Here is a 12112-nt window from a genome sequence, read left to right on the forward strand (position 1 = left end):
GCCTCCCGTTTCACACGCGTACGTCCCCGCACACGGTACGGGACCGAGTACGGGGACGTACGTACGACTGGCTAAGGCTCACCCCAGGTGGGGGTCAGCCGGTCAGCCCGACCGGCTGCCTGCTCAGCCCTTGAAGCGGGGGAAGGCGCTGCGGCCGGCGTACACCGCGGCGTCGTCGAGGATCTCCTCGATGCGCAGCAGCTGGTTGTACTTGGCGACGCGGTCCGAGCGGGCCGGGGCGCCGGTCTTGATCTGACCGCAGTTCACGGCGACGGCGAGGTCGGCGATGGTGACGTCCTCGGTCTCACCGGAGCGGTGGGACATCATGCACTTGAAGCCGTTGCGCTGGGCCATCTCGACGGCGTCCAGGGTCTCGGTCAGCGAGCCGATCTGGTTGACCTTGACCAGCAGGGCGTTGGCGGCGCCCTCGTCGATGCCGCGGGCCAGGCGCTCCGGGTTGGTGACGAAGAGGTCGTCGCCGACGATCTGGACCTTGTCGCCCAGCTTCTCGGTGATGATCTTCCAGCCGTCCCAGTCGTCCTCGTACAGCGGGTCCTCGATGGAGACCAGCGGGTACGCGGAGACGAGCTCCTCGTAGTACTCGGTCATCTCGGCGGCCGAGCGGGACTTGCCCTCGAACTCGTAGGAGCCGTCCTTGTAGAACTCGGACGCGGCGACGTCGAGCGCCAGCGCGATCTGCTCGCCGGGGACGTAACCAGCCTGCTTGATGGCCTCGACGATGAGGTCGAGGGCGGCGCGGTTGGACTCCAGGTTCGGGGCGAAGCCGCCCTCGTCGCCGAGGCCGGTGGACAGGCCCTTGGTCTTCAGCACCTTCTTGAGGGTGTGGTAGACCTCGGCGCCCCAGCGCAGGGCCTCGGAGAAGGACTCCGCGCCGATCGGGGCGATCATGAACTCCTGGATGTCCACGTTGGAGTCGGCGTGCGAGCCGCCGTTCAGGATGTTCATCATCGGCACCGGCAGCAGGTGCGCGTTCGGGCCGCCCAGGTAGCGGAAGAGGGGGAGGTCGGACGCCTCGGACGCGGCGTGGGCGACGGCGAGGGAGACGCCGAGGATGGCGTTGGCGCCGAGGGATGCCTTGTTGTCGGTGGCGTCCAGGTCGAACATGGCCTGGTCGATCAGGCGCTGCTCGGTGGCGTCGTAGCCGACGAGCTCCGGGCCGATCTGCTCGATGACGGCGAGGACGGCCTTCTCGACACCCTTGCCGAGGTAGCGGTTCTGGTCGCCGTCGCGGAGCTCGATGGCCTCGAAGGCGCCGGTGGAGGCGCCGGACGGAACGGCGGCACGACCCGTGCTGCCGTCGTCGAGGCCGACCTCGACCTCGACGGTGGGGTTGCCTCGCGAGTCGAGGATTTCCCGGGCTACGACGACGTCGATGGACGGCACGAGCATCTCCTTCTTGGGATGTGACGCGGGTACGCAGTCCGCGGTGGGTACTGCGAGACGAGCCTAACCGGCTCCGGGCGTTCGGCCAGCGGTCGACCGCCCCGTGGGACAGAACCGAGAGTAAATTGTTTCCGAACGGAACAAAGACTTCGGCACAAAAGGGGCCGACGCACACGGTCCGGCACAAGAAACCCCGCCCCGGTGCGTACGGGGGAAGACGCACCGAGGCGGGGAGTTCGCGGGGACGGGGGTGACCCTCACGAGACCTTCACTCCGAGGTCCACGGATGTGAGGGCGGTGTGGTTCAGCTGTCCCCCTGTATTACTTCAGGTGCAGCTGCTGACCCGGGTAGATCAGGTCGGCGTCCTCGACGATGTCCTTGTTCAGCTTGAACAGCTTCTCCCAGCCGCCCTTGACCTTCTTCGCCTCGGCGATCGAGCTGAGGGTGTCGCCCTTGACGACCTTGTACTCGCCGTCGCCCTTCTTGACCTTCTTGCCGGTCGGGGTGGTGACGGTCTTGGTCGACTTCTTCTCGGCGGCCGGGCGCTCGGCGGAGCGGGAGGCCGGCTGCTCCTCGGTGGCGCGGGGGGCGGTCTCGGTGCTCTGCGAGGCGCCGGAGCCGTTGTAAGGGGCGCTCGACAGGCCGGTGCCGCAGTGCGGCCAGGCACCCTTGCCCTGACTCGCGAGGACCTTCTCGGCGATCTCGATCTGCTGGGCCTTGCTGGCCTGGTCGGCGGTGGAGGCGTATGCCGTGCCGCCGTACGCGGCCCAGGTGGAGGCGGAGAACTGAAGGCCGCCGTAGTAGCCGTTGCCGGTGTTGATCGACCAGTTGCCGCCGGACTCGCACTGGGCGACGGCGTCCCACTCGGAGGCGGTGGCGGCGGAGGCGCTGCCGGCCGCCATCAGCGGGGCGGCGACGGCGGCGGCACCGGTGACGCCGACGACGGCTATGGCGCGAGCGGCCTTGGACGGACGACGGTGCTTGCCCTTGCTGGAAAACAGCATGGAGAGATCCCCTCACCGACGCCTACGAGGTGAGCTGTCGGGTTCGGGCCGGTTGAGTTGCCCGGCCGCGCACGCTCGCCTCTCGGCTGCTGCTGCGCGACTTCACCCCAAGCCGGCTCCGGCCGTGCGGCCCCGAAGGGCCTCAACTGCCGGACCCGGCGCAAACCTTGGGTCCCCCGCTCCTGCCTACGGCGCTTGACGCGACGACTGTTCCCGGACGGCCGCCGGCAGGATTCGGCGTGACGGCTGTCGGGGCTCGCACTGGTGGCGAGCGGTCATGACCGTAGACACGCGATTCCGGGAATTACAAAGACGATCAGGGCTTCTGAGATCTATCTCTCACTGCATTCAAAACGGACATTCAGGTGCGAATAGTGACGCGAACTGGCGCTGCATTTCGCCCTGTTCAGCCGTTATTCGCCAGGGACGTCCAGGGTCTGACCGGCGAAGATGTGGTTCGCGTCAGGGCCGATGGCGTCCTTGTTCGCCGCGTACAGAGCGCGCCACCCGCCGTCGAGGTCAAGGGAGTCGGCGATGGAGGCGAGAGTGTCGCCGGCGCGGACGCTGTACGAGGCGTGGCGCCCGGAGGACTTGGCGGACTCGGCGGCACCGCCGTCGGCCTCGCCCTCGTCGGCACTGGGACCGCGGTGCCGCCCGGAGCCGGCCGTCTCGGCGTCGATCGCCCCGGTGTCGACGAGGCTCCAGGAACCGACGTCCTGCACCACATCGTCCTGATTGTCCCCACCGATCGCCTCCACCGGGGAGCGGTCGGGCGACTGTGAGGCCTTTACGCTGGGGGACGTTTCGGACTTAGCGGAATCATCCGCCGCAGGCGCTGAAGGGGATGAGGAAGAAGAAGGGGAGGAATCCCGCGAGGGCCCGGACGAAGCATCCGAGGATTCACTCGGGGTGCCGGACGGGTCGTCGCTCTGGTTCGACGCCTCGGACGAGTTCGACCCACCGGACGACTCGGACGAATTCGACGAGCTGGACGAATCGGATGAGTTGAGCGAGTCGAGCAAGCCGGATGAGCCGGACACCTCGGAGGGGGAGTCCTCCTCCACTCCGGTGTCGAGGTCGAGGGCCCCGGATTCCTTGGTGAGTCCGTTGACCACCGCGCAGGTGCCCCAGGGGCTGGTCCCCCGGGCCGCGAGAAGGTCCTGGGCCACGGCTATCTGCTGGGAGCGGCTAGCCAGGTCGGGGCTGGGGGCGTAGTCGAGGCCGCCGTACCTCTCCCAGTCCTCCTGGGTCAGTTGCAGTCCGCCGTAGCGGCCGGCGCTCTCGTCGGCGGCGCTCCAGGATCCCCCGCTCCTGCATTCGGCCACCTTGTCCCACACGGTGCCGTCGGCGGCGCTGGCACTCGCGGCGCCGAGCATCGGGATGGCGATGGCGGACCCGGTCACTCCGGCCGCGACGAGGATGGCCGGGGCCTGACGAGGGCGACGGTGACGACCGTTCCCGGAGAGCATGCGGGGACCTTTCGCGAGACAGCGGTGACCGCGGCGCGTGAAACCTGGACGCCGACGTTGATGCGTGAACGTAGCGGCAGACGATCACTTGTCACAAGTTAATGCCGCGCAGATCACGTGAAGATCACAGACAAGAGCGCGTGTCATGTTTGCCGAGGGGACGCACTCACCCAACCGGGGTGAACTCCACCGGAAGGGTGCGCAGTCCGCGCATGATGAGTCCGCCGCGCCATCTCAACTCGCCCGGATCCACGGCGAGTCGGAGGTCCGGGACGCGGGTGAGGAGCGTGCCGAGGGCGGTCTGGCCCTCCAGGCGGGCGAGCGGGGCGCCGAGGCAGTAGTGGATGCCGTGGCCGTAGCCGAGATGCTGGTTGTCGCGGCGGGCGAGGTCGAGGACGTCGGGGTCGGCGAAGCGGTCCGGGTCCCGGTCGGCGGCGGCCAGGACGACGAGGACGGGATCGCCGGGCGCGATGTGCCGGCCGCCCAGGGTGAGCGGCTCCGTGGCGAAGCGCCAGGTGGCGAGTTCCACGGGGCCGTCGTAGCGGAGGAGTTCCTCCACTCCGGTTTCGAGGAGGCCGGTCTCCTCGGCGGCCAAGGACGTCTGCAGGCGGGCGCGTTGCTCGGGGTGGGTGAGCAGGGCGTAGGTGCCGTTGCCGATGAGGTTGACGGTCGTCTCGAAGCCGGCGAACAGCAGGATGAAGGCCATGGCCGCGGCCTCGTTCTCGGTGAGGTGCTCGCCGTGGTCGGAGGCGCGGATGAGGCCGGAGATGAGGTCCTCGCCGGGGGCGGGGGTGTCGGGGAGTGCCTCGCGCTTGCGGTGGATGAGCTCGGCGAGATAGCCCCGCATCTTCTTCACGGACCGGGCGACCCCGCCCCTGGGGCCGCCCTGATGGCGGATCATCATGCCCGCCCAGTCACGGAAGTCGTCCTGGTCCTCGCGGGGAACGCCTAGCAGGTCGCAGATCGCGTAGATGGGGAGCGGGAAGGCGAACTCGTGGATCAGGTCGGCGGTTCCCTCGGTGGCGAACCGGTCGATGAGCTGGTCGGTGAGCTCCTGCACCCGGGGCGCGAACTCGGCGACCCTGCGGGGCGTGAACGCCTTGGAGACGAGCCTGCGCAGCCTCGTGTGGTCCGGCGGGTCGATGTTGAGCAGATGCGTCATCAGCTCGGCCTTGCGCTCCCCGGGGATACCGGTCTTGCCCCTGGCGTGCGCGGGCTCGTCGTGGTGGGCCGGGTTCTTGGAGAGCCGGTTGTCGGCGAGCGTCTGCTTGGCGTCGGCGTAACGCGTGACCAGCCAGGCCTCCACGCCGCTGGGGAGCCGCGTCTTGTGGACGGGCGCGTGCTCGCGCAGCCAGGCGTAGGCGGGGTAGGGGTCGGTGGCGAACTCCCAGGTGAAGAGGTCGGGGGGTGCGGGGGTGTCGCTGGTGGGGGCAGTACTGGTGGGAGTGCTGCTGGTGAGGTCGGGCTGGTCAGTCACTCCTCGACGGTATCCGGAGGTGTCAGCCCCTCCGCAGCCCGCACGGCATCCCTGTACGCCCGAGCCGCGACCCTGAGGGCCGCCTCCGGGTCCACCCCGGCCGCCTCCGCGCGGACCGCCAGGGCGAGCAGCTCGTAGCCCAGGCCCTCGCCGGTCGGCAGGGGTACCTCCAGGCCCGCCGTTCTGACCCGGGACGCCAGCTTCGCCGCGAGGGCGAGGCCCGGCTGGCCGAGGGGGATGCCCTCCGTCACCGACTCGCGCTGCTTCTCGACCGCCTTCGTGCGCAGCCAGTGCTCCTTGACCTCTTCGGGGGTGGTCGCCGTCTCGTCGCCGAAGACATGGGGGTGGCGGTGGATGAGCTTGGTGACGATGCCGCCGGCCACGTCGTCGATGGAGAAGGGCGCGTCCGCGTCCTCCTCCGCGATACGGGCGTGGAAGACGACCTGCAGCAGAACGTCGCCCAGTTCCTCGCGGAGCTCGTCGCGGTCGCCTTCCTCGATGGCCTCGACGAGTTCGTAGGCCTCCTCGATGCCGTACTTCGCCAGGCCCTTGTGGGTCTGCTGGGAGGACCACGGGCACTCGGCACGGATCCGGTCCATGACCTGCACGAGGTCGAGGAGACGGGCGCCGGGCAGGTCGTAGGAAGCGGGGAGCAGCTCCAGCTCGGGCATGCGCACCCGGCCGGTGCCCGCGAGGCGGGCGAGGCCGTCGGTGAGGGCCGGCTCGCCCTCGCCGGTGGCCACGACCACGGCCGTGCGGCCGCCGGCGCACGCGTCGATCAGCTGCTCGGCGGTCGGGGCGGCCTCGTCGACCGCTATCCCTGCCTCGCGCAGATACGGCAGCTGCGGATGCGCGCCGTCCGCGCACAGCACACGGTCGGCCGCGTGCAGCGCCTGCCAGGCCGGCCAGGACAGCAGACCGGGCGCGACGCGGTGGCTGGTGGTGAGCAGGACGATGCGGCCGGGGGCGGCTTCGGGACTGGTTGCGTTCACGATCCGAACGTAACCCACCTCGCCGACAGCCCCCCGAGTTATCCACAGGCAGGACGGCTACGCCATACAGCTACGTCGTCTGCTGCGCCGCCGTCACCTCGCGCACCCACGGCGTCTTCGCGTCGGCCCGGCCGCTCTTCTGGACGTCCCAGGTGCCGTAGCGGGGGTTGAGGTCGATGTCGAGCTTCTTGGACGCCTCACTCAGGGCGTTCCAGAAAGCGGGCTTGCCGGTGTCGGTGCCGAGCGAGGTGGCGAGCTTCTGGGCCTCCAGCTGGAGGCGGAGGTTCTCGTCGAGGCGCTGCGGCGGGATGCCGTACTGCTGGAGCCAGGCCGTCTCCAGCGCCTTGGCGCCGCCGACCTGCCCTTCCAGGCCGCTGCGCATCCGCTGGAGCTCCTTGCGGGTGACGGTCACGCCCGCGTCCTGGGCGGCGCGGTGCAGCACCTGGTCGAGGACCATGGTGTGCAGGACGTCGCGCGGGAGAGTGCCGGACTTGGCGATGACCTGCGCGTACTGGGCGTCGTCCGGTACGGCGGCGCGCTGTGCCGCACGGACCTCGCTCACCCGGTTCTCCAGCTGCGCGACGGTGATCCGCTGGCCGCCGACGACGGCCGCCGCGCCGGCATGCGCATCGTTTCCGCAGGCGGTGAGCAGAGGCGCCGCGACGATCGCGGCGGAGAGGAGGAGCGCGGTACGACGGCGGCGGTGCAAGGAGACCTCCCGAGGAAGCTTGTGCGGCGGTGCACAAAGTCTTGCGGTGATCGATGGTAGGCAGTGGGCAAGCTCTGGCCAACCCATTCGACCAACGATTCGCCAGGAGTTCGGGCACCGAAGCACCCCCACCCGGCCCACTGGGCCTGCTGGTCCCAGTCCGGCGGGGTACGTCCTAGCCGCGCACCTGCCCCAGCCACTGGAGCGTCCGCCGCACCTCGCCGGCGAGCGGATGGCCCGGCCCGTGCAGGCGCTCCACGTCGAGCAGCAGCCGGGCCAGGGTGTCGTGGGCGGCGGGGCGGTCGCCGAGGGCGAGCAGCAGGTGGCCGATGCGGCGGCGGACGTCGTGGGCGAGCTGGGGGTCGCCGGAGACGTACTGGTTCTCGTAGTACGGCAGCAGCGTCCGGTACTCGGCGAGCGCGGCCGCCGGTTCACCGAGCTGTTCCAGGCACTGGGCGGCGTCGAGGCGGAAGCGCAGGGACTGCGGGTCGGCCTGCCCGGCCTCTGCGGCGCGTTCGTCGGCGAGACGGCGCAGTTCGGGCAGCGCGCGCCGGTACTGGCCGTCGTCCATGAGGGTGGCGGCGTACTGCTTGCGCAGGGTGCGCACGACCGGGGAGTGCTCGCCGTGCTGTTCGGCGGCGGCGGGCAGGATCGCGCCGAGGATGTCGACGGCCTGGGTGATACGGCCCTCGCCGAGGAGACGCTTGACCTCGTCGACGGCGCGCGCGACGTCCGGCTTCTCGGTGGCGGGCGCGACCGGGGTGACCGGGGCGGGCTGGGGCGCGGGGGTGCGGGCGCGGTCCGGCCAGGGAGCGTGCGGGCGTAGGAAGGGGCGGGTGGGGTCCAGCGGCGAGCCGGTGGGCGTCCCGCGCGCGGGCAGCAGCTCCGCCAGATCCTCGTACACCTCCTGCGCGGAGGCGGGCCGGTGCTGCGGGTCCTTCGCCAGCAGCCGCAGGACCAGGGCTTCGAGTGCCTCGGGGACCTCGGCGCGGACACGGCGCACGGGCAGCGGCGGCTCGTACAGATGCCGGTGCAGCACGCCGAGCGCCGTCGAACCGGAGAACGGCACGTCGCCGCTGAGGAGTTCATGGAGGAGTACGCCGAGCGCGTACAGGTCGGTGTACGGGCCGACCGCGCCGCCCATCGCCTGCTCGGGGGCCATATAGGCGGGCGAGCCGATGGGGGTGCCGGTGTGGGTGAGACGGGTGGTGTCGGCGTCCATGACGGAGGCGACGCCGAGGTCGAGGACGGTGACCGTGCCGTCCTGCTTCACCATCACGTTGCGCGGCTTGAGGTCGCGGTGGACGATCGGCACGGCGTGCACGGCGCTCAGCACGGCGCACAGTTGCGCGGCGACCGCGACCGCCCACTGCCAGGGGTACGGGTCGTGCTCGGCGAGATGGTCGGAGAGGTCGGCGCCGTCGACGTACTGCATGACGAGGAACAGCTCCTCGCCCTCGCTGCCCGCGTCGTGCACCGTGACCAGGCCGGGGTGGTCGACCTGTGCGGTCACCCGGCACTCGCGCACGAACCGGCGGCGCAGCTCGTCCGCCTCCTGCCCGGCCACCTTGTCGGGGCGCAGCAGCTTCACCGCCACACGCCGGTCGAGTCGCTGGTCGTAGGCCGTCCACACCTGTCCCATGCCGCCCTGTCCGATGAGCGTGGACAGTTCATAGCGGCCGGCGACGACACGTCCTGTCGCCACGGTCACCTTCCGCCCTCGTGGTTGCCGTCCTGTCGGCCGTCGTGCTGGCGCAGATAGTCACTGAGCTCGTCGAGCTCGGCACGCACCTGGTCGATCCGCGCGGGCGCGGGGCGCTGCGGGGGCGGCGGTACGGGGGTGTGGGGGACGGCGTCGTGGGGCGCCGGGGTGTTCGGTGTCGGGGTGTTCGGTATCGGGGTGTGCGCTGTCGGGGCCCGGGGCAGCGGGGGCGTCTGCGGCGCCGCCGTGCTGGTGTACGGCGAACCGGGCTGCGGATAGCCGTACGCCGGGGCCGCGACCGGGGGCCGCTGGGCAACGTAGCCGGGGTAGCGGAGCTGGTGGAAGTGGCGTATGTCCGCGGAGAGGTAGTACGCGATGGCGGCCACGATGCCGCCCAGGACGAGCGCGAGGCCCGTCCAGCCGCGCGCGGTGTGGATCTCGTCGCCGGGCTCGGAACCCATCAGGATCAGGCCGCCGAACTCCACCACGATCGACGCCGCGAACAGGCCCCAGTCGAGCGGCTTGCGGGTCACGATGGCCAGGCGCAGCATCATCGTCCACGCCAGCAGGCCGAAGCTCAGCACCGAGATCACGACGAAGAACACGCGCAGGAAGACCAGCCACCCGGTGGGCGGCGGCTGCTTCACCGGCTGCGTGTAGCCGTGGCCTTGCATGGCTGCTCCCGATCGGTGGCTGAAGTGCGGTGGTGCGACGGACGCTTCGAGCGTATAGGTCGACACCGACATACGGTCACCGGTTGTACCGAACCGTTGTCGTGCTGATCACTTCGCAAGACGGCGCAGGTCGGGCGGAGTCCGGGCTTCCGGACGGGTACCGCTCGGCTCGCCGCTCAGTCGGGCGCGACCGTCCCGTCCGTCAGCCCGTCGTACATGCCCCGCACGAGCCGCTCCCCCAGCCGGCCCGCGTGCCGCAGCACCCGCTCGAACTCGTCGAGGGCGCGGAAGCGGGCGCCGTAGCGGCGCTGTTCGTCGAACGGGAGCCGGGGCAGCTGGAGCCGGCGCACGTCGAGGCGGGTGGCGGTGGAGGCGTAGCTGCTGGCCTGGCGGTTGTTGGCGGTGCCGCGCAGGAAACCGGCCAGGAACCAGGGGTCGACCGCCGTGGGGTCGGGGCGCAGCAGCACGAGGTTGCGCCCGAGGGCGGCGCCCGCGGTCGCGTCGTCGATCACGCGCGCGATGGAGCCGCCGCCGAGCACCGGCACGACGACATCGCCCGGCTCGGTCAGCACTGCCTCCTCGTCGCTCTCGGGCAACGTCCCGGAGGGAGCCGTTCCGGAGAGCACGTCGTTGTCGGTGAGCACGGGCACGCGCGCGTGGCCGCCGTTTCCACCGGTCCGCATCACCAGGGCGCCCCCGCCACGGAGATGTCCGGCGACGGCGGCATGTTCAGAGTCGGCGTCGACATCGCCCCCGGCACCTACAAGTCCAGCGGCAACACCGACGACTCCTGCTACTGGGAGCGCGCCAAGGACGCCGACCACGGTCTGGAGTCGATCATCGCGAACGACGACGTGACCGGTTCGGCCGTCGTCACGATCAGCGCCTCGGACGCGTACTTCAAGACCGCGGGCTGCCAGGACTGGAAGAAGTCCGGCTGACCCGACGTCGCGGGGCGCGTCGTCGGCGCGTCCCGGGCCGGCTCACAGCGGGTGCCGCATCCACACGTTGGGCTCGACGTACACCGCATGGTCCCGCTCCGGCTCGCACCGCACGGGCATCAGCGCACCCGGCACCTCGATGTCACCCGCCTCGTCGAAGGGCAGTCCGGTCCAGCCCCGCCACTGCTCCAGGGAGCCGGCGACGGTCATCGAGGCCGGGGCGATGGACTCGATGGTGGCGCCGGCGCGGGCGTGGACGCGCAGCCACGGGTCGTGGGGCAGGCCGTCGGGGCGTACGCGGCGGGCGTACTCCTCCATGGGGGTGTGCGGTTCGAGGTGCTTGGCGCTGGGGCGGACGGGGGCGACGACCTCGTGGAAGCCGTGGGCCCGGGCGTTGTCGCGCAGCGCGGAGAGCATGCGGGCGGACAGGCCGGCGCCCTGGGCGTGCGGGGCGATGACGACGGAGATGGCGCTGACGGTGTCGGGAGGGGTGCCGCGGCGCAGGTCGGCGAAGGCCCACACCAGCACCTCGTCCCAGCCCCGGGCGGGCAGTCGGCCCCGGCCCTCGGCGGCGAGGGCGAAGGGGACGCTGTAGGCATGGGCCACGACCTCGCCCCGCTCGTCCTCGGCGAACAGCGCGTACTCCGGGAGTTCACGGGGGATCCGGCCGTAGTGGGCGTTGCCCACGGGGTCCTGGGTCGTGAACTCGGGCCAGGTGTCCGGCATTTCCATGACCCGGTCGAGCATCCCGGGGCGTTCGGCGAGGCTCGATACCTTCAGCTGCATACCCGCCACCGTAGGGGCGGGGCGACCGCACCGACCAGCGGTTTTCCGCGCGCCGCCCGACATCGCGACGCACGCCGGGTCAGCCTCCGCACTGCTCCAGCATCATCTCCTTGTCGGCGGCCGTCACCGGGAGTTCGTACTTCAGCGACACCTGGGCGAAGCGCACGGCGTACGAGCAGCGGATCCGCTTGTTGGGGGGCAGCCAGGAGGCGGGGCCGGAGTCGCCCTTGGAGCTGTTGGTGGGGCCGTCGACCGGTATGAGGTTGAGAGGGTCGTTGGCGATGTCCTGGCGCTTGCCCTTCGGCCAGCGGGAGGCGCCCATCTGCCAGTCGTACGACAGCGGCATGACGTGGTCGATCTGCACGGTCGTGGCGCGGGACTTGGCCCAGTCGATGGTCCGGCCCGTGTACGGATCGTGCAGGGTCATCGAGGCCACGACGCAGTCCGAGCCGGAGCGGAAGCGGACGTCCTCGCCGTCGCGCTGAAGGAGGTCGTTGCGGGTGTCGCAACCGTTGCGGGCGAACGGTATGCCGCCCGGGGCCGAGTCCATCCAGGCGTAGCCGAACTCGTCCCGCTCGTAGCCCGTCTTCGGGCCGCGGCCCTTGGTCGCCACCTTCTCGATGAGGGCCCGCGCCTCGGCCCGGTCGGCGTCCGAGGTGAGGGGCGCGAGTCCGGGTTTCGTGCCGTCGGGGTTGTCCAGTGGGCTCACCGCGCGGCCGGTGCCCGCGGCGGGGGCTGAGCCGGAGGGCTCGGCTCCGGCCGACGGCAGATCGACGTCCTCGCAGCCCGCCAGTAGCAGCACCATGCCGAGCATCGCCGCGGCGCCCGCCGCCCCGCCCCTTCGACGCCTCACCATGCGTCCCCTCCCCTTGCGCCCCGTTCCGCTCCGCCCCGCACAGGCGGTTTTCCCGGTTCTCCCCGGGCACACCGTCGTGCACACGGTAGCGACCCGG

General features: G+C 71.0%; 11 protein-coding genes, 1 pseudogene and 1 riboswitch. Of the genes and pseudogenes, 1 reads left to right on the forward strand and 11 read right to left on the reverse strand.

The window, feature by feature from the left end:
- Positions 1 to 123: 123 nt before the first annotated feature.
- The 9 genes and pseudogenes from eno to ACZ4UU_RS04915 form a co-directional block, all read right to left on the reverse strand.
- Complete coding sequence (gene eno, locus ACZ4UU_RS04875) at positions 124 to 1410, reverse strand: phosphopyruvate hydratase (protein WP_468036508.1); 1287 nt, start codon at positions 1408 to 1410, stop codon at positions 124 to 126.
- A gap of 315 nt (positions 1411 to 1725) precedes the next feature.
- Complete coding sequence (locus ACZ4UU_RS04880; RefSeq protein ID WP_468036509.1) at positions 1726 to 2409, reverse strand: transglycosylase family protein; 684 nt, start codon at positions 2407 to 2409, stop codon at positions 1726 to 1728.
- Between the two features lie 4 nt (positions 2410 to 2413).
- Positions 2414 to 2613: riboswitch (cyclic di-AMP (ydaO/yuaA leader) on the reverse strand.
- A gap of 209 nt (positions 2614 to 2822) precedes the next feature.
- Complete coding sequence (locus ACZ4UU_RS04885) at positions 2823 to 3878, reverse strand: LysM peptidoglycan-binding domain-containing protein (protein WP_468036510.1); 1056 nt, start codon at positions 3876 to 3878, stop codon at positions 2823 to 2825.
- Between the two features lie 166 nt (positions 3879 to 4044).
- The gene (locus ACZ4UU_RS04890) at positions 4045 to 5355 is read right to left on the reverse strand and encodes a cytochrome P450 family protein (RefSeq protein WP_468036511.1); all 1311 of its coding nucleotides are present in this window, start codon (positions 5353 to 5355) and stop codon (positions 4045 to 4047) included.
- Positions 5352 to 6347 carry a nucleoside triphosphate pyrophosphohydrolase gene (locus tag ACZ4UU_RS04895; protein ID WP_468036512.1) on the reverse strand — a complete coding sequence of 332 codons (996 nt, stop codon included), beginning with the start codon at positions 6345 to 6347 and terminating at the stop codon, positions 5352 to 5354. The genes ACZ4UU_RS04890 and ACZ4UU_RS04895 overlap by 4 nt, the downstream gene beginning before the upstream one ends.
- 70 nt (positions 6348 to 6417) lie before the next feature.
- Positions 6418 to 7056, reverse strand: coding sequence for a SurA N-terminal domain-containing protein (locus tag ACZ4UU_RS04900; protein WP_468036513.1), 639 nt, complete (start codon positions 7054 to 7056; stop codon positions 6418 to 6420).
- 175 nt (positions 7057 to 7231) lie between these two features.
- A complete protein-coding gene (locus tag ACZ4UU_RS04905; RefSeq protein ID WP_468037850.1) occupies positions 7232 to 8725 on the reverse strand; it encodes a protein kinase domain-containing protein in 1494 nt (497 codons plus the stop codon).
- A 38-nt stretch (positions 8726 to 8763) separates the two neighbouring features.
- Positions 8764 to 9432, reverse strand: a complete 669-nt coding sequence (locus ACZ4UU_RS04910; RefSeq protein ID WP_468036514.1) for a hypothetical protein — start codon at positions 9430 to 9432, stop codon at positions 8764 to 8766.
- Positions 9433 to 9608: 176 nt separating this feature from the next.
- Positions 9609 to 10145, reverse strand: a pseudogene (locus tag ACZ4UU_RS04915) (restriction endonuclease subunit S domain-containing protein); the annotation flags it as partial.
- On the opposite strand from ACZ4UU_RS04915, the gene ACZ4UU_RS04920 reads away from it, so the two are divergent.
- Entirely contained in the window at positions 10089 to 10373 is a 285-nt protein-coding gene (locus ACZ4UU_RS04920; protein ID WP_468037911.1) for a hypothetical protein, read from the forward strand. The pseudogene ACZ4UU_RS04915 and the gene ACZ4UU_RS04920 overlap by 57 nt on opposite strands.
- A gap of 42 nt (positions 10374 to 10415) precedes the next feature.
- On the opposite strand, the gene ACZ4UU_RS04925 is transcribed toward ACZ4UU_RS04920, so the two are convergent.
- The gene (locus tag ACZ4UU_RS04925) at positions 10416 to 11159 is read right to left on the reverse strand and encodes a GNAT family N-acetyltransferase (protein WP_468036515.1); all 744 of its coding nucleotides are present in this window, start codon (positions 11157 to 11159) and stop codon (positions 10416 to 10418) included.
- A gap of 79 nt (positions 11160 to 11238) precedes the next feature.
- A complete protein-coding gene (locus tag ACZ4UU_RS04930) occupies positions 11239 to 12015 on the reverse strand; it encodes an HNH endonuclease family protein (protein ID WP_468036516.1) in 777 nt (258 codons plus the stop codon).
- Positions 12016 to 12112 lie beyond the last annotated feature (97 nt).

The sequence above is a fragment of the Streptomyces sp. NPDC028907 genome (assembly GCF_055564995.1).

What these genes read in the sequence shown, in the direction of transcription:
- eno (WP_468036508.1), bottom strand. Translation starts at nt 1,410, where the DNA reads ATGCTCGTGCCGTCCATCGACGTCGTCGTAGCCCGGGAAATCCTCGAC.
- ACZ4UU_RS04880 (WP_468036509.1), bottom strand. Translation starts at nt 2,409, where the DNA reads ATGCTGTTTTCCAGCAAGGGCAAGCACCGTCGTCCGTCCAAGGCCGCT.
- ACZ4UU_RS04925 (WP_468036515.1), bottom strand. Translation starts at nt 11,159, where the DNA reads ATGCAGCTGAAGGTATCGAGCCTCGCCGAACGCCCCGGGATGCTCGAC.
- ACZ4UU_RS04930 (WP_468036516.1), bottom strand. Translation starts at nt 12,015, where the DNA reads ATGGTGAGGCGTCGAAGGGGCGGGGCGGCGGGCGCCGCGGCGATGCTC.
- ACZ4UU_RS04910 (WP_468036514.1), bottom strand. Translation starts at nt 9,432, where the DNA reads ATGCAAGGCCACGGCTACACGCAGCCGGTGAAGCAGCCGCCGCCCACC.
- ACZ4UU_RS04885 (WP_468036510.1), bottom strand. Translation starts at nt 3,878, where the DNA reads ATGCTCTCCGGGAACGGTCGTCACCGTCGCCCTCGTCAGGCCCCGGCC.